13 protein-coding genes are annotated in these 17,959 nt (G+C 26.1%); 11 read left to right on the top strand and 2 right to left on the bottom strand.

The genetic code is table 11. From position 1 onward, the window contains the following. Positions 1-397 precede the first annotated feature (397 nt). Positions 398-2,353: a GTP-binding protein gene (locus ABDZ60_RS13185; RefSeq protein ID WP_343778676.1), complete on the top strand. Its 1,956-nt coding sequence runs from the start codon at positions 398-400 to the stop codon at positions 2,351-2,353. 365 nt (positions 2,354-2,718) lie between these two features. Here ABDZ60_RS13185 and ABDZ60_RS13180 read toward each other — a convergent pair whose 3' ends face one another. Then, positions 2,719-3,387, bottom strand: a complete 669-nt coding sequence (locus ABDZ60_RS13180; RefSeq protein ID WP_343778674.1) for a hypothetical protein — start codon at positions 3,385-3,387, stop codon at positions 2,719-2,721. Between the two features lie 196 nt (positions 3,388-3,583). Here ABDZ60_RS13180 and gloA point away from each other — a divergent pair, with 196 nt between their 5' ends. The 8 genes from gloA to ABDZ60_RS13140 all read left to right on the top strand — a co-directional run bounded on the left by gloA (position 3,584) and on the right by ABDZ60_RS13140 (position 13,755). Beyond that, positions 3,584-3,967, top strand: a complete 384-nt coding sequence (gene gloA / locus ABDZ60_RS13175) for a lactoylglutathione lyase (RefSeq protein WP_343778672.1) — start codon at positions 3,584-3,586, stop codon at positions 3,965-3,967. Positions 3,968-4,229: 262 nt separating this feature from the next. Beyond that, complete coding sequence (locus ABDZ60_RS13170) at positions 4,230-5,168, top strand: L-lactate dehydrogenase (RefSeq protein ID WP_343778670.1); 939 nt, start codon at positions 4,230-4,232, stop codon at positions 5,166-5,168. Positions 5,169-5,367: 199 nt separating this feature from the next. Next, positions 5,368-6,762, top strand: coding sequence for a L,D-transpeptidase family protein (locus ABDZ60_RS13165; protein ID WP_343778668.1), 1,395 nt, complete (start codon positions 5,368-5,370; stop codon positions 6,760-6,762). 33 nt (positions 6,763-6,795) lie between these two features. Then, positions 6,796-7,167, top strand: a complete 372-nt coding sequence (locus ABDZ60_RS13160) for a hypothetical protein (RefSeq protein ID WP_343778666.1) — start codon at positions 6,796-6,798, stop codon at positions 7,165-7,167. A gap of 143 nt (positions 7,168-7,310) precedes the next feature. Further along, a complete protein-coding gene (locus tag ABDZ60_RS13155) occupies positions 7,311-7,535 on the top strand; it encodes a DUF4318 domain-containing protein (RefSeq protein WP_343778664.1) in 225 nt (74 codons plus the stop codon). A 329-nt stretch (positions 7,536-7,864) separates the two neighbouring features. Next, the gene (locus ABDZ60_RS13150; protein WP_343778662.1) at positions 7,865-8,698 is read left to right on the top strand and encodes a deoxyribonuclease IV; all 834 of its coding nucleotides are present in this window, start codon (positions 7,865-7,867) and stop codon (positions 8,696-8,698) included. Between the two features lie 284 nt (positions 8,699-8,982). After that, entirely contained in the window at positions 8,983-10,149 is a 1,167-nt protein-coding gene (locus ABDZ60_RS13145; RefSeq protein ID WP_343778660.1) for a class I SAM-dependent methyltransferase, read from the top strand. A gap of 231 nt (positions 10,150-10,380) precedes the next feature. Then, a complete protein-coding gene (locus ABDZ60_RS13140; protein ID WP_343778658.1) occupies positions 10,381-13,755 on the top strand; it encodes an AAA family ATPase in 3,375 nt (1,124 codons plus the stop codon). 137 nt (positions 13,756-13,892) lie between these two features. On the opposite strand, the gene ABDZ60_RS13135 is transcribed toward ABDZ60_RS13140, so the two are convergent. After that, complete coding sequence (locus tag ABDZ60_RS13135) at positions 13,893-14,975, bottom strand: GerMN domain-containing protein (protein WP_343778656.1); 1,083 nt, start codon at positions 14,973-14,975, stop codon at positions 13,893-13,895. Between the two features lie 262 nt (positions 14,976-15,237). Between ABDZ60_RS13135 and ABDZ60_RS13130 the strand changes: the two genes are divergently transcribed. Together ABDZ60_RS13130 and ABDZ60_RS13125 are read left to right on the top strand one after the other, a co-directional pair. Then, positions 15,238-16,218, top strand: coding sequence for an alpha/beta hydrolase (locus ABDZ60_RS13130; RefSeq protein ID WP_047001018.1), 981 nt, complete (start codon positions 15,238-15,240; stop codon positions 16,216-16,218). A gap of 357 nt (positions 16,219-16,575) precedes the next feature. Beyond that, positions 16,576-17,892 carry a YgeY family selenium metabolism-linked hydrolase gene (locus ABDZ60_RS13125; protein WP_016207308.1) on the top strand — a complete coding sequence of 439 codons (1,317 nt, stop codon included), beginning with the start codon at positions 16,576-16,578 and terminating at the stop codon, positions 17,890-17,892. Positions 17,893-17,959 lie beyond the last annotated feature (67 nt).

Genomic DNA, 17,959 nt, shown 5'->3' with positions numbered 1-17,959 from the left:
AAAAAAGGCTAATAAAGCTCTTAAATTTTATTGTGAATTAAAAATTATAAAAGTAGATTACATTCTCATGTTTGAAATTACCTTTACCTTTCTTAAAATTATTTTCATTTTTCATTATAGCACTATTTTAAGTTATTTCAAATATTTCTATGATATAATTAATAATAAAAAAATATATATGTTTCAATTAATTATCTTAATCAATATAGATTTATATTATAAAAAGTTAATAGGCTTATATAAATAAAGTAGCAAAATTGAAATCATATATTATTAAAATTTTTATATAAGTTGCTAAAATAATGGTTTTACTTAAATAATTTTAATTTATAAATATAATTAAGATAAATGTAGACTTTATTACAACTTAATATAGTAGTTAAGAAAAGGTGATTTAATGAAAAAGACAATAGGAATTCTTGCTCACGTAGATGCTGGTAAAACTACGTTTTCAGAGCAAATACTTTATCATACAAAAAGCATAAGAAATAGAGGAAGGGTAGATCATAAAAATTCATTTTTAGATACACACGATATTGAAAAAAGTAGAGGAATTACTGTATTTTCAGAACAAGCTACATTTGCAATTCAAGATTCTACTTATTATCTTATAGATACTCCTGGACATATTGATTTCTCTACAGAAATGGAAAGAGCATTAAGCATATTAGATTATGCTATTTTACTTATAAGTGGAGTAGAAGGAATCCAAGGACATACTGAGACAATTTGGAATTTACTTAGAAAATATAATATTCCTACTTTTATTTTTATAAATAAGATGGATAGAACAGGAGCAGACTTAGAAAAAGTTATTGAAGAAATTGAAGAAAATTTAACTAATGATACATGTTACATAGATTCTATTAATGGAATGAGTGAAGAATTAATAGAATTTATTTCTGAGAGAAATGAAGATCTTTTAGAGAAATATTTAAATGGTGAGTATGAAGAGGATATTTGGATTAACGAGCTTAAAAACCTTATAAAAGAAAATAAAGTATTTCCTTGTTTAAGTGGAAGTGCTCTTCAAGATGAAGGAATAGATAATTTTTTGAACATATTTAATGAACTTACTTATACAAATTATAATGAAGATAGTGAGTTTTCAGGAAGAGTTCATAAAATACGATACGATATTAATGGAACTAGAATTACTTTTATAAAAGCTATTAGTGGGAGTCTTAAAGTAAGGGATGAAGTTACTTATGGAATAGCAGCTGAAGAAGTAACAGAAAAAGTAAGTAGTATAAGAATTTATAATGGTAGTAAGTTTTCTACTATTGAAAAAGTATCTGCAGGAGATGTTTTTGCAATAACAGGGATTACTAAAGCAATGCCAGGAGAAGGTGTAGGAAAAATTAGAGAAAGCATTCGATTCAATATGATTCCAACACTAATGTCAAAGGTTATTTTTGATAAATTTTATAATGTAAAAGAAGTTTTGGGATATTTTAGAATATTAGAAAATGAAGATCCAGCATTAAATATAATATGGAATGAAAAACATCAAGAAATTCAAGTTTCAATTATGGGTAAAATTCAACTTGAAGTACTTAAAGAAGTTGCATTAAATAGATTTAATTTAAAGATAGAATTTGGCCCTTGTGAAATTATGTACAAGGAAACTATAGATAACAACACATATGGATACGGGCATTTTGAACCATTAAAGCATTATGCTGAAGTTCATTTGAAAATAGAGCCAAACAAAAGAGGTGAAGGAATAACTTTTGAAAATAAATGTCATGCGGATGATTTAACTACAGGAAATCAAAATTTAATTAAGACACATATCTTTGAAAGAAATCATCATGGGCTTTTAAGTGGCTCACCAATTACAGATATAAAGATAACTTTACTAACAGGTAGGGCACATAACAAACATACTGAAGGTGGAGATTTTAGAGAAGCTACTTTTAGAGCAATAAGGCAAGGGTTAGAAAAAGCTAATAATATACTTCTTGAGCCATTTTATAAGTTTAAAATAGATGTAGAGTTAGATTATATGGGGAAGGTTATATCTGATATTCAAAGGCTAAATGGAGAGTTTGATTCTCCAGAAACAAAATTAAATAAAGTTTCTATAACAGGAAGAGGACCAGTAGCTACATTTATGGATTATAGTTCAGAAATACTTACATTTACAAAAGGAAAAGGCAATACAACTTTAGTCTTTGATGGATATGATGTATGTCATAATACAGAAGAGGTAATTGAAAAAATAGGATACAATAAAAATGCGGATATAGAATATTCATCAAGTTCAATTTTTTGCTCAAAAGGGCAGGGGTTTGTAGTTCCTTGGAATAAGGTAGAAGAATATATTCATTGTGAGAGTAAAGAAATTTAATATATATCTGTATAAATTTTTTTAAATTAATATAGGATGTGATATTATAAGAAAGCCCCTATTACAATTAATCACTTGATGTTTTATAAATTAGGAATGGTAACTTTTTATTGACCTAATTTTATTTGAGATTTAGCTAAATTAGGAAAATGCAAAGGAAAACTTTTAGGTGTTTGTCTTAAAAAAGATACTTACAAGGCATAGTTCACAGTTGTGGAAATAATTCAGATCTGCTGAATTAAGAAATCATTATATTAACCATCAAATAGTTGATATAACTTAAAATTCATAAACTACTAAGTAGTTTCATTATAAGCTGTGAACTGTGAATTTCGCACTGTGAACTATATAAATTACTTCGCAATTTAAAACAAGTGAGCCACAAGTTTATTTCCATCTTCCAGAACATTTACAGTAAAGAAGTTCCAAGGAACTATTGTTGCACCTACTCTAGAAATCGCAACTCTTATTTTGAAACTATTTCCAGAATTAATTTTAGAATCTATTCCTTCATAAGTTACTCTATCCAATCTAACAACCATTTCTTGTCCGCTAGAAAGCTCCATTTGACTTCTTAATGATTCTAAATCTTTTTTTAATTTTTCTTTATCTTTTTCAGTAATTGGTATATATCCTTTTTCGGAAGCATTATCATATGAAATTAAATAATCATATACAGAATTATCTTCATTTAAATATGAATATAATAAATCATTTATAAAATCTGTTTCTTTATATTCACCAGCAGTATAATGGATAGATTGTTGATCATCATAAATATTTGTACCAGATTCAATCAATGCTAAGTCCTTTGTAGAGATGTACATTTTTCCAAAGGCCTCAAAGGAAGTAGGTCTTTCAGGAGTTTTTTCTTCAGAGGTATCTTCAATATTCTGAGATGAATTAATGTCTTTAGGTAAATTTTCTTCAACATTATTGCCTACAGCATTATTCGAATTTAAAATTTTGCATGAAATTAAATTTATTGAAATTAACAATAAAAATAAAAAGGAAAATAATTTTTTGATTTTCATATGAATTTCCTCCCAAAGGTAAATTTACCCAATAAGTTATTTAGCTTTATTTTATTATAAAAAGGGAAAAAAGTAAATTAAAAGGGAAAATGTTTAAGTATATAATCAATAAAAATTCAAATAAATTAATTAGTTGATAAAATTACAATATATAAATATAATTTATATATACAAATATAAAATTAGGAGGAGAAGTATGTCAGTTAAAATGTTACACACTTGCATAAGGGTTAAGGACTTAGAAAAGTCATTAAAGTTTTACCAAGATGCATTAGATTTAATAGAGACAAGAAGAAAGGAATTTCCAGAACATAAATTTAGCCTTGTTTATTTATCAAATGAAAAAGGTGGATATGAAATAGAATTAACTTATAATTATGATGTAGAAAAACCATATGATTTAGGAAATGGTTTTAGTCATATTGCAGTTGAAGTGGAAGATTTAGAAGAGATGAGAGAAAGACATATTTCTTTAGGATATGAAGTTACTCCATTTAAAGGACTTCCAGGAACAAAACCTTCATACTATTTTGTAACTGATCCAGATGGATATAAAATTGAAGTAATAAGAGCTAAATAAAACTAAGAAAATCTAGTAACTTTACAAAAGTTACTAGATTTATTTTTATGTATTATGCATAAACTATTTAAAGCAATATTAAAGGCAATATGATATAGACCTTGGAAATATTATGTAAATAACGATAGTATATATTAAATGGCTTGTTTGGAATAGATAATTAAATAATAAAAATTATCTAAAAAGAGTACAAATTACCAAATAAATAGTTTATAATATAAATAAGTTAAAATAAAAAATAAAGGATAAAGGAGTATTATATATGAGTAAGATATCAATAATTGGAGCTGGTTCAATTGGAGCCACTACTGCCTTTGCCTTACTACAAAAGGAAGTAGCAAGAGAAATAGTTATTAATGATATAAATCAAGAAAAGGCTTTAGGCGAGGTTCTTGACTTAATGCACGGTAGTTCTCTAAATAGCCCGTGTAACGTAACATTAGGATCATTAGAAGATACTAAGAATTCAGATATAATTATTATAACAGCTGGTGTTGCACAAAAACCAGGAGAAACTAGATTAGATTTAGTTGATAAGAATTATAAAATTTTTAAAAGCTTTGTTCCAACAATAGCAAAATTAAGTCCTAATGCGATATTGTTAGTTGTATCAAACCCTGTGGATATACTAGCATATATGGCTTATAAGTTATCTGGCTTCCCAAAAGAGAGAGTTATAGGTTCAGGAACTGTTTTAGATACAACAAGATTAAGAAGTTTACTTGGAAAGTACTTTGGAATTGATGGAAGAATTGTTCAAGGATATGTATTAGGTGAACATGGAGATAGTGAATTTGTTCCATGGTCATCACTTACAATAGGAAACATTCCAATAAAAGATTTTTCAGAACAATTAAAAATTGAATGGGATGAGGCTACTGAAAAAGTTATTGCTGATGATGTTAAAAATGCAGCTTATGAAGTAATTAATAGGAAGGGAGCTACTGCCTTCTCAGTTGCAGCAGTTTTAACAAGAATAGTAGAAGCCTTCTTAAAGGATGAAAAAACAGTACTATCAGTATCTACTTTATTAGAAAATTATTTAGGAGTAAACAACACATATTTAAGTGTCCCAACAATAGTAGGAAAAAATGGAGTAGAAAAAGTATTAAATATAGAACTATCTAAAGAAGAAAGAGAAAAATTTGTTTCATCAGCTAAGATAATGAAAGAATATATTGATAGAATTGATAATAACTAGAATTATAAGTTTAATATTAATATAAATTACAACTCATTGAGAAGTGTCAACTTAGTTGGCACTTTTTAATTTTTATCATAAAATATATTATTTGCATGAACAATTTAACAAAATTAAGTTTTAAAAGTAAAAGACAAATCATAATATAAAAAGAAGTTATCTTTAATTTTAATTGGTATAATAAGGGGAATATATAAACATGAAAAATATTAATATACAAGACTTTCTTAAAAACAAAATAATAGGATACAGTATTATTACAGCTGCATCAATTACATTTATTTATTTACTTATATCAATATTTTTTATCAATCACTTATTTTTTAATACGACCATTAATGGTATAGATGTATCATTAAAAACCTATGAAGAAGCTCAAGATACACTAAAAGAATCCATAAATGAATATAAGTTAAAAATAGTACAAAGAGATGAAAAAATAGAAGAATTACTAGCGCAAGACATAGAATTAAAATTCAATGAAAATAATAGTGTTTTAAACATAAAAAAAATACAAGCTTCCTTAAAGTGGGGAAGATCATTATTTAAAAAGCAAGATTATTATATAAATGATTTAGTGAGTTATGATAATAATAAATTATTAAAAAAGATACAAGAGCTAGATTGCTTAAATAAAAATATAGTAGATCCAAGAAACGTAGACTTTAAATACTCAAATGGTTCTTATAATTTAGTGGAAGAGGTTTATGGAAATAAAATAGATAATAATAAGTTATATGAAACTATAAAAGTCAGCATATTAAATGGAGCAGTTGTAGTAAATTTAAATGATAAGTCTTGTTATGAAAATCCTAAATACACTTTAAAATCAGACAAGACAATAGAAACAAAAGCTATATTAGATAAGTATGTTTCCACTAAAATAACATATTTATTTGAAAATGAGAGTGAGGTTTTAGATGGAGATAGAATAAATAAATGGCTTAGTGTGGATGATAACTTAAATGTTAAAATTGATGAGAATGCAGTAAAAGATTATGTGTTAGAATTAAGCTCTAAGTATAACACGATGGGAATAACAAGAGATTTTAAAACCTCCACAGGAAAAGTAGTAAAAGTTAAGGGTGGATATTATGGGTGGAAAATCAATTCTATTGGCGAAACAAAAATGTTAATTGAAAATATAAAACTTGGAGCAGTATTAGAAAAAGAACCGGTATATACACAGAAAGCTTTATATAGAGGTAGTGATGATATAGGAGATACTTACGTAGAAGTAAATATAACAAATCAACATTTGTGGTTTTATAAAAACGGAAAATTAATTACCCAAGGAGATGTAGTTACTGGAGATTCTAGCAAAGGTTATTCTACTAATCTTGGAACGTATGCACTTAATTATAAACAAAAAGAAGCAACTTTAAGAGGGCCAAATTATGAAGCGAAAGTAACTTATTGGATGCCTTTTAATGGGAATATAGGAATTCATGATGCAAGTTGGAGATATTCTTTTGGGGGAGAAATATATAAGGGAAACGGAACACATGGATGTGTTAATTCTCCATCATATTTAGCAAAAACTATTTTTGAAAATATTGAAGAGGGCACTCCTATTATTTGCTATGAGGAGTGAATTTGATATAATAGTAAAAAGGGGGTATTTAATATGAAAGATAACAGAATTAACTTAGTAATAAAATCTTTGCTTTGGGGTATAGTTTGGCTTGGATTTGCAGCGTTAATAGGATTTATAATAACTAAAGTAACATCCTATAAAAACTTTGAAAACGTCTTATTTATAGAAGGAGTTATATTAGTTTTTGTAGGAATTTTTGCATCTATATCAGGAGATCCAATGGCGCTTTCTATGCAAGGAGCTGGACAAAACAGTGGTCAATATGCAACTAATGCAAATTTAGAAATTACTAAAATGGAAAGAGAAAAATCTAATAGAAAATTAAATATATCACTTGCAGTAAGTACATTTTCTTTAATATTAGGTGGACTATTTAGTGCTGGTATAACTTTTATAATATAAATAAAGATCTATATTTTAGTTAAAGGTTTATTTTTAATACATTCTCTAAATAATAATTAACACATTATGTAGAACAAAAGTATAGAAGCATTTAACAATTATATTATATAAGTTATTACTTATTAAATAAAAGGAGGGGTTTCATGGGGAAATTTTTTAGAAAAAGTTTTAATATTGATTTAAAAGATTCACTGGCGTATCCATCTGGAAAGACCATTTGCGATATTATAGAAAGAGAACAAAAGAACGTTGAATTTATAAGCAAAGAAAATCCCGTAATTTTTAAAATAGAGGATGGAACGTATGAAGTTAGTATTAAAATGGCTCGTGGTGGTTATTATTTATCTTGTAGAGAAGTCAAGGAGTAACATTTTATATTCTTTAGTAAATATTATAAGAATTAAGTAGAAAAGTGGGCAACTCGTATTGTCCACTTTTATTTATTACTTATCAATAACTCTCTAAAATAGAGATACTAATTAAGTAGTTATATATTAAAAATTATTAATTAATATATATTATTAATTAGTTCTTGATTTAATATAGGATATTATAGTATTATTTTATATAACTAACAGAAACTAATATTTAATAGAATTAGTTTCTAATTTAAAAATAAGAATAAGAAATTTAATACTACTTATAAAAGAGTATTAAATTTAATAAATTGAAATAAGACTATACTTTGGAGGAATTTATGTTAAATATAGGATGTCATTTATCAACTACAAAAGGTTTTGAAAATATGGGAAAAGAAGCACTGCAAATTGGAGCAAATACTTTTCAATTTTTTACCCGTAATCCAAGAGGTGGTAAAGCAAAAGAAATAGATATGGATGATATGGAAGCTCTTTTAAAAATTGCACGTGAAAATAACTTTGCAACTATTTTAGCACATGCTCCATATACATTAAATGCATGCTCAGCAGATGAAAGAACAAGAGAATTTGCCAGAGAAATGATGGTTGATGATTTAAATAGAATGGAACTTATGCCAAATAATTTGTATAATTTTCATCCAGGAAGTCATGTGAAACAAGGGGTGGAGATAGGAATTAATTATATAGTAGATTTACTTAATACAGTATTAAGTAAAGATCAAACCACAACAGTTTTATTAGAGACTATGGCCGGAAAAGGCTCAGAAGTTGGAAGAACATTTGAAGAAATAGCAGAAATAATATCAAGAATTGAATTAAAAGAAAAAATGGGTGTTTGCCTAGATACCTGTCATATTTATGATGCAGGATATGATATAGTGAATGATTTAGATAAGGTTTTAGAAGAATTTGATGCAGTAATTGGATTAGATAGATTAAAAGCAATTCATTTAAATGATAGCAAGAATCCATTTAAAAGCCATAAAGATAGACATGAAAAAATTGGAGAAGGATTTTTAGGATTAGAAGCTATAACAAGAATAATAAATCACCCTAAGCTAAAACATTTACCATTTTTTTTAGAAACTCCAAATGAATTAGATGGTTATGCAAAAGAAATAGAAATATTAAGAAGTAAATATGTAGAATAAGAAAAAATCTTGCTATCTATTAATTTCTTGTGTAATATTTAGTTATCAATACGGAATTTCTATAAATTGCGAATATAAAGGCTATGATAACTAGATATGTTCCGTAAGCTAATAGTTCTTTCTTCACCAAGTACGTCTAGTTTCTTGCTATATGCTTACTTCACATATTCTATTTATCTTCGCCAACTTATATTTATAATTTAAAATTGCTAAATTAAGAATTATTCACATTAATACATATCATTAGGTTTAATTCGTAATATACAACAAGGGGTTGTTTAGAGATGGAAGATTTAAAAAATGCTATTTATGAAATATTAAAAGAAGAAATTATAAAGATAGTTATTAGTAATAAAGTAAACAAAGAAGTTGAATATAATAAAATAAATTTTTTGCTAAAGGAAAATAGTAAAGGCAAAAAATATTATCAAATAGAAAAATTTACTGATAAACAAGTTTTTCATGAAAATATTGAAGTTAATGAAATAGAAAAAGCACTATTTGGTATTGTAAATGAAAATTATAAACAATTATCTGCATGGTCTAATGAAAGTTCCTTTGATTTGAAAATATCTAAAAAAGGAAAAGTATTTTTAGGAAAGAAAAGAAGTAATAATTCTAAGCTTTCTAATAAAAGTCATAATAAAGAAAAAAATTATATATTAAAAGAAGGAATGATAATAGAGCCTTTAATAGACCTTGGGGTCTTTACTAAAGAAGGTAAAGTCATAAATTCTAAATATGATAAATATAAGCAGATAAATAGGTTTATTGAAATAATAGATGATGAGATAAAGAAAAATGATTATAAAGAACTTACTATATTAGATTTTGGTTGTGGAAAATCATATTTAACATTTGTTTTATATTATTATTTTGTAGAAATAAAAAATATAAATGTGAAAATGATAGGTTTAGATCTTAAAGAGGATGTAATTAGAAAATGTAATGAAATAGCTAAAAGATATAGGTATGATAATTTGCATTTTGAGCTTGGCGATATAAATGGATATAAGTACGAAAATAATGTTGATATGGTAATAACATTACATGCCTGTGATACAGCAACAGATTATGCTTTATATAATGCAATTAAATGGAATGCAAAAATGATTTTTTCAGTACCATGTTGCCAGCATGAATTTAATAATCAAATGCAAGCAAATACATTACCTATACTAACCAAGTATGGTATAGTTAAAGAAAGAGTAGCTGCGTTAATGACTGATGCAGTAAGGGGAAACCTTTTAGAGGCGGTAGGATATAAGACACAACTCTTAGAATTTATTGATATAGCTCATTCACCTAAAAATATTTTGATAAGAGCTTCAAAATCTAAAATTTCAATGGAGAAAAAAGATAAAGCTTTAAAAGAAGTTTATTCACTTATAAATGAGTTTAACTTTAATCCTACTTTATTAGATTTATTGAAAAAGGACAATTTTATATAATGTTCATAGCTGTGCTTTTAATAGTACAGCATTTTTTATTCTTTAGAAAATTATAAAAGCTTTATTATTTGTGTAACTATTTATAATTTTTAGTTGATTTGGAGTGGAACGATGAAATAAGAAAACTTACATATGACCTTTTTATATTTGTGACTAAGTTACAATAAATTTGATAAAAATAATATAGAATAGTCTAATAAGAACATATTATAAAATGAGTGGGAGGTATATATGGATAGAAATGAATTAACATTATATTTAGAAAAGAAATTAAATAAAGAATTTATAGGACAAAGAGAATTCTTTAAAGAAATATCAGAATACTTTATAAATAAAGTAGAAAATAATGAAAAAGGAATTCTAGTTATAGCTGGACATAAAAATACATTTAAGAAGGCAAGTATTAAAACAATCTTTGAGGAATTATATGAAAAAAATTTAATGAAAAATAAAAATGTAGATGAAATAGATTTAGCATCTTATAATTTTAATATGGGGTATAATGCCTTTTTAACGGATTTATATGAGAAACTAGATAATGATAAATCAGATGGATTAATGTTTAAAAATACTGAAAAAGCATCAGAGGAAGTAATCAAATTACTATCAAATATATATCCTAATACTTGTATTCAATTAAATAATGATTACATAATTAAAAATAAGTTTCTGGTAGAAGCTAAAGTTCAAGACAAAAATAAGATTAATAAAATTGTTTGTCATAATAAATTCTTTATATTTATTTATAATTATGAAGATAAAAATGAGTTTGATGATTTTTCCCAATTATCATTAAAAAATAGAGAAAAAATTTTTTATACAAGAGAGCTAACACAAAAAGAGAAAAATATAATTATAAGAAAGAAGTTAATAAATGAAATAGAAAAGATAAAATCTGATTTTGGAGTACAAGTTTTATTAGGATTTAAGGATAATGTTAATGAAAAAGAAGTATTTGGTGTTTGCCAATATCTTCAAAAGAACTTCAATAAAAATAGTGGGTTTGATATTACAGAATATATATATTATAAAGTAAGTGATCCTTTAAGAAATTTTATATTAAAAGAATCTATAGAAGAAGGAGAAAAGATATTAATATATGTAAACCATAATAGGTTATATTGTAAAGCCAATAATGAAATATATAGGTTAAATAAGTATTCAACACCTACTTTAGATGATGTTAGATATAAATTAGAATCTATAATAGGGGTTAAGCAATTAAAAGAATTTTTATTAAATATAGAAAATAATTATAAGGTGCAAAAGATAAGAGAAAAGCTAGGGTTAAGGACATCAAGAATATCTTTAAATATGATATTTGCAGGAAATGCTGGTACAGGAAAAACAAACGCAGCTAGAATAACGTATGAGTATTTAAATGCTTTAGGTTTATTATCAACTGGAGTATTTATTGAAGTTAGTAAAGCCGATTTTATAACAGAAAATGTTAATGAAACCGCTAAAAGAACGAATGATATAATAAATTCAGCAATAGGTGGTGTATTATTTATTGATGAAGCATATGCCTTATGTGAAAGTGAAGATGATAAAGTCGGAAAAGAAATAGTAGATGCTTTGTTAAAAGGAATTGAAGATAATAGAAATAATTTAACTGTTATATTAGCTGGATATGAGAAGGATATGGAAGAGTTTTTAAGCTTTAACCAAGGACTTAAATCTAGATTCCCTAATATAATTCATTTTGAAGATTATAAACCTGAAGAAATGTATGAAATAGCCATGCAAATTGCTAAAGCCAAGGGATATAGAATTGCGAAAAATGTGAAGAACGATTTGATAGATCTATTTGCTAGAAATCAACTTACAGGTAAAAATGATTTAGGTAATGCAAGATTTGTTAGAAATATAATAGAAAATGCTATTATATATTCTTCAAGAAAATATTTAACCAATAATAAAAGCGAAATAGATCTTTTAGAGGGAGAAGATTTTAATTTTAAAGCTAGTGCTAAATTTGATTTAGAAGAAAAGTTAAAAGGCATAATAGGATTAGAAGATGTTAAAAATCTTTTAAGAAGTCAATATAAACTTTTAGTTGCACAAGAAAAAAGGAAATCAGTTGGAGTAAATACAGAAATAGAGCAAAATTTAAATATGGTATTTGCGGGTAATCCAGGCACAGGAAAAACTAGTATAGCCAGATTAGTTGCTCAAATGCTAAATAGCATGGGATTATTAAAAGTGGGTCAACTAGTAGAAACTGATAGATCTAGTTTTGTTGCTAATATTCCAGGAGAAACAGCTAAAAAAACAGAGGAAAAATTTAAAGAAGCTTTAGGTGGAGTATTATTTATAGATGAAGCATATACTCTTGCAAATGATAGTCTAGGAAGAGAAGCAATAGAAACACTTCTTAAATTAATTGAGGATTATTCAAGAGAAGTAATAGTTATTCTAGCTGGGTATGAGCAAGATATGGAAGAGTTTTTTGATGTAAATATAGGTCTTCGATCAAGATTTCCATTATGGACTAATTTTGAAGATTATAATCCAAATGAACTTTTAGAAATGGCTATAAGGTTAGTTGAATCAAAGGGATTTAAGTTATCAAAGAACGGCTATATAGCGTTAAAAAAGAGCTTTGTTGATATATATGAAAATTCTGATGCACAATCAGGAAATGGCAGAATGGTTAGAAATTATGTTGAGAACTTAATAAGATTTCAAAGTATAAGAATTGCAGAAGAGGACATAAGTGTCTATGAAATGAATTTAATAACATCCAAGGATATAGAAAAACTTAATACTTCTCAATATGATAATGAGTTTGACTTAGAAGAAAGATTAAAAGATTTAATTGGAAATGAGGAAGCTAAAGAGTTTTTAAGAAATCAGTATAAATTAATGAGGGTTAAAGAAAAACGCAAAAAACTAGGATTATCGACTGATATAACTAGATATATGAACATAATTTTTACTGGAGAAATTGGAACTGGAAAAAAGACAGTATTAAATATATTGTCAGAAACATTATATAGCATGGGTGTTGTAAAAGCTAAAAATATAGTAGAAATAAATAAAGAAGAGATTATAGACAATATGAAAAATGGAGTATCTTTTGAAGACATTTTAAACAAGCAAATTGGTAAAGTTGTATATATAGATTCAGCAGAATTTTTATTACAAGATACATCAAATAGGATAATTAAGGACTTAATTAAATTTATAGATAAAAATAGTAATAAAATAGTCTTAACTTTATCAGGGAAAAGTAAGAATATTAAAAAGCTTATGAAGTCAAATCCAGAGTTAAACTATAGATTCCCATCAATGTTAAACTTTGAAGATTATAAAAAAGATGATTTATTTAATATGGCATTGAGTATTTTGGAGAGCAAAAGATATATTTTAGATAACGAATCTAAAGAAACTTTAAATAAAGCTATAGTTGAGTTATATGATAATAGAAATTTAAGTTTAAGAAATGGTTTAATGATAAAACAATACCTAGATATTCTTATTAGAGAGCAAAGCATTAGGATTTGTGATCCAAAAATAAATCCTAAAGAAATGAGTATAATAATTTCAAGTGATATTATTAAAAGTAAAAATCAATTTTTATCAAAGAATATTTTTGAATAATATTTTTATAAGAAATTATAAAAAACAAAAAGCAGCAAGTATATAATTTTTATATATTGCTGCTTTTAATTTACTTAGTAGCACTTTTAATTTGAAAGTAAAAGTGACATATAATTATAATTAAAGATGATATTATATTAGATATTTAAAGGCTTAATGTTATTTAGATTTATATTAATGCATTCATTTGCTTCTAAACTTATATGACTGCCAGAATAAGGTTTTCCGTTTACCAATATTATAACCTTATCAATTCCATAATTATATGCATAAGTTAATGCTAAAGTTTTCAAAGCAGCAGATTCACTACCAGAACCAACTTTAGTTAAAATATTATAATAAGACTTTGATAAATCTACGGTTAATGTATTATTAACTTTATCTAACTTAGCTGTACGAACAGACAAATTATCACCAAAATTAAAAGAATCTTCATCAGGAGTATTTTTCAATTCATTTGTTAATGCAGTTACTAAAGCACCATCTATAACTTCAATAGGTCTATCGATATAATAAAAAACATCATCAGAGCAATTATAGTAGTAAACTCTACAATTTAATGTTTTTTTGTTTTTTGAAGAAGACTTATTGTTAGTATCGTATGAAGTTTTAGAATATGCAATTGCAGAATTATAATCTACTTTAAAATAGCCCTCAGGAAGTTCGCCTCTTAATGATGTATACAATTCATCACCAAAGTAAATAGCTACTTTATCAACACCTAAATTATATCCATAAGTTGAAAGTAATGAAGCTAACAATCCACTTTCAGTTGAAGTACCAAGAACCATTTTATTAACATATGAAGATGAAAAAACTACAGTTAGAAGTTTTTTTTCTTTATCAATTTTAGCAGAGGTAATTTCTACTTCATTAGTAAGGGTCATAAAATTCTTATTAGGAGAATAATTTTGTAATTCTTTAGTTAAAGCTTTTACTATTGCTTTATCTGTGACTTCAATTTCTTTATCAATATAATATAACTGAAGTTTTGAAGAGTCAAAATAAAATAATCTAACTTTATTATTAGTTATTGATTTATTTTCTGGAGAACCATTATTTGATTTTTCATTTTCACCAGGAGTATCTTTAGATTCTTCTTCATCCACACTATTTTGTGAATTTGGAGCTTTTGGAGGTTGATTATTATTTTTTTTACAACCAATTAATGTGAGTGAAAATATTAATGAGAATATCAATAAAAATATTCTTTTTTTCATTTAATCACTTCCTAAATTTATAATTGTTAATATATTTTATTATAATATACAATAATTATTGACAAAATAAAAAATAAATATTTATTATACAGAATAAAGATATAATAATATTCTTTAATAAATTTAATAAAAGTTTAATTTATTGTATAAATATTTCAAATATAATATAAATTAAATAATAAGTATCCTTTGAATTTTAATATTTAAATAAAAAATATATATAATTTAATAAGCTTTTTATATAATGAAGAAAGGAGATAAGATGAGAAAATTTTTCAAAATTTTAGGAATGATATTAATAGCAATAGTTTTATTAGCAGGCATATTTATATATTCTATAAGAGATAGGATATCTTTATATACTAATATATTAAAAAAATATAGTGAATTTGTTGAGGATGGAGAGAGTTTAACACAAGATACTTCTTTAAAAGCAATAGATTATATAGATTATAATAATGTTGAATATAAAAATACTAATGGAGTTCCTTTAAATTTAGATATATATTCACCAAAGAAAGATGTAAAAGGAGGATCACCTGTAATTCTTTATGTTCATGGAGGAAGCTGGGTTTATGGTGGAAAAGAAATACCACAGGCTATATCTCCATTATTAGATTCCTTTAGAGAAGAAGGGTTTACTATAATAAGCACTAGTTATGAGCTTATGAGGAACGAAGAAAATTTCAGTAAACAAATAAGTGATGTTAAGGATACGATAAGATGGATTTATAAAAATAAAGATAAGTTCGATTTTAACACAGACAGAATAGGAGTTATAGGAGCTTCTTCAGGAGCACATTTAGCTTTAATGGCAGCATATAGTGATAATAATGAATTTATTGACTCACCAGAATTAAAAGATTATCCCTGTGATATAAAATATATAATAGATTTTTTTGGACCAACAGATTTATCTACTTTAGATATTAACAATGTTCAATGGGATTTAGAGCAGATTATAAATTCTGTGGGAGAAAATAAAGATGAAATATTAAATAAATATAGTCCAATAAATTACGTGGATAAAGAAGAACCAACAACGCTTATAGTTCATAGCAAACAAGATAAAATAGTTCCATACGAAAATGCAGAATTATTATATAATAAATTAAAGTCGAATGGAAATAAGTCAGAGTTGATAACATTAGAAGGAACTAGTCATGATTTCTCTCAAATAGATATAGATGAACTTGTAGGTGTGGGAATTAAAATGTTAGAATTTATAGCTAAGAATATGTAGAAAATTAATAAAAGTATCAAATTTAATTTATACTTTTCTATATAAATGTGAAATTATATTTTCTAGATAAAACAATGCTTATCAATTTGATAAAAAACTATTTAAAGCCTCTAAAAGTCAAGAAAACTGTAGAATTAACCAAAGTGATAAAGGGTTATCAAAATGATAACCCTTTATTTTTTATACAAAAAAATATGAATAAATATGGTGAATAGCGAATAAAATCAAACAAAATCACATATAAAATTTAAAAAACACCGCTAAGATTTGGCATGGATTTTGCTTGATATATAAATGAGATTTAGAATAAAAATATTTAAAATTAAATACATTTGTAAAGATAAGGGGGAAAAGAATATGGATTTTAAAAATATCAAACTACAAGCAGAGGGATATGAAGCTCAAATGACTAAATTCTTAAGAGATTTAGTTGCTATTCCTGGAGAAAGTTGTGAAGAAAAAGGTGTTGTTGAACGTATAGCTGAAGAAATGAGAGCAGTAGGTTTTGACAAAGTGGAAATAGACCCACAAGGTAATGTATTAGGATATATGGGTACAGGGGAAACATTAATAGGTTTTGATGCTCATATTGACACAGTTGGTATAGGAAATAGAACTAATTGGAATTTTGATCCATATGAAGGCTATGAAACAGAAACTGAAATAGGTGGACGTGGTACTTCTGATCAATTAGGTGGAATTGTTTCATCTGTTTATGGTGCAAAAATAATGAAAGATTTAGGACTGTTAAATAAAAAATATACAGCATTAGTTGTTGGATCAGTTCAAGAAGAAGACTGCGATGGACTTTGCTGGGAATATATAATTAAGGAAGATAAAGTTAGACCTGAATTTGTAGTGTCTACAGAGCCAACAGATGGTGGTATATATAGAGGACAAAGAGGACGTATGGAAATACGTGTTGATGTTCAAGGAGTTTCATGTCATGGTTCTGCTCCAGAAAGAGGAGATAACGCAATTTATAAAATGGCTGAAATATTGACTAATGTTCGTGATCTTAACGAAAATGATGCAGCTGATGATAAAGAAATTAAAGGTTTAGTAAAAATGTTAGATGAAAAATATAATCCAGAATATAGAGAAGCTAACTTTTTAGGTAGAGGTACTGTTACAACTTCTGAAATTTTCTTTACTTCACCAAGCCGTTGTGCAGTTGCCGATTCATGTTCAATTTCATTAGATCGTCGTATGACTGCAGGTGAAACTTGGGAGAGCTGCTTAGAAGAAATTCGCGAACTTCCAGCTGTTAAAAAGTATAATGCAACTGTAAGTATGTATAACTATGATAGACCAAGTTATACAGGATTAGTGTATCCAATTGAATGTTATTTCCCAACTTGGGTAATTCCAGAGGATCATGTTGTAACAAAGGCAATGGAAGAAGCATATAAGGGTCTTTATGGAACAACAAGAAGTGGTGATGCTGTAACTAATGAAATGAGAAAAGCACGCCCTCTTACTGATAAATGGACATTCTCAACAAATGGTGTTTCAATAATGGGACGTAATGGAATTCCTGTAATAGGGTTTGGACCTGGTGCAGAAGCACAAGCACATGCTCCAAATGAAAAAACTTGGAAAGAAGATTTAGTAAAATGTGCTGCTGTTTATGCTGCATTACCAACAATTTATTGTGCTAATAAAGATAAATAAAAATATAATATTAAGTTAAATTTAAAAATTAAAATAAAATTAAGATAATGAAGGGTAGGAATATTAA

The sequence above is a fragment of the Clostridium sartagoforme genome, assembly GCF_039521405.1.
GTDB classification, from domain to species: domain Bacteria; phylum Bacillota; class Clostridia; order Clostridiales; family Clostridiaceae; genus Clostridium; species Clostridium sartagoforme.
Note: the sequence above shows the minus strand (reverse complement) of the source record. Positions and strands in the feature narration are given on the sequence as shown.

Coding starts and splice junctions, on each gene's coding strand:
- ABDZ60_RS13185 (WP_343778676.1), top strand. CDS start 398: ATGAAAAAGACAATAGGAATTCTTGCTCACGTAGATGCTGGTAAAACT.
- ABDZ60_RS13180 (WP_343778674.1), bottom strand. CDS start 3,387: ATGAAAATCAAAAAATTATTTTCCTTTTTATTTTTATTGTTAATTTCA.
- gloA (WP_343778672.1), top strand. CDS start 3,584: ATGTCAGTTAAAATGTTACACACTTGCATAAGGGTTAAGGACTTAGAA.
- ABDZ60_RS13170 (WP_343778670.1), top strand. CDS start 4,230: ATGAGTAAGATATCAATAATTGGAGCTGGTTCAATTGGAGCCACTACT.
- ABDZ60_RS13165 (WP_343778668.1), top strand. CDS start 5,368: ATGAAAAATATTAATATACAAGACTTTCTTAAAAACAAAATAATAGGA.
- ABDZ60_RS13160 (WP_343778666.1), top strand. CDS start 6,796: ATGAAAGATAACAGAATTAACTTAGTAATAAAATCTTTGCTTTGGGGT.
- ABDZ60_RS13155 (WP_343778664.1), top strand. CDS start 7,311: ATGGGGAAATTTTTTAGAAAAAGTTTTAATATTGATTTAAAAGATTCA.
- ABDZ60_RS13150 (WP_343778662.1), top strand. CDS start 7,865: ATGTTAAATATAGGATGTCATTTATCAACTACAAAAGGTTTTGAAAAT.
- ABDZ60_RS13145 (WP_343778660.1), top strand. CDS start 8,983: ATGGAAGATTTAAAAAATGCTATTTATGAAATATTAAAAGAAGAAATT.
- ABDZ60_RS13140 (WP_343778658.1), top strand. CDS start 10,381: ATGGATAGAAATGAATTAACATTATATTTAGAAAAGAAATTAAATAAA.
- ABDZ60_RS13135 (WP_343778656.1), bottom strand. CDS start 14,975: ATGAAAAAAAGAATATTTTTATTGATATTCTCATTAATATTTTCACTC.
- ABDZ60_RS13130 (WP_047001018.1), top strand. CDS start 15,238: ATGAGAAAATTTTTCAAAATTTTAGGAATGATATTAATAGCAATAGTT.
- ABDZ60_RS13125 (WP_016207308.1), top strand. CDS start 16,576: ATGGATTTTAAAAATATCAAACTACAAGCAGAGGGATATGAAGCTCAA.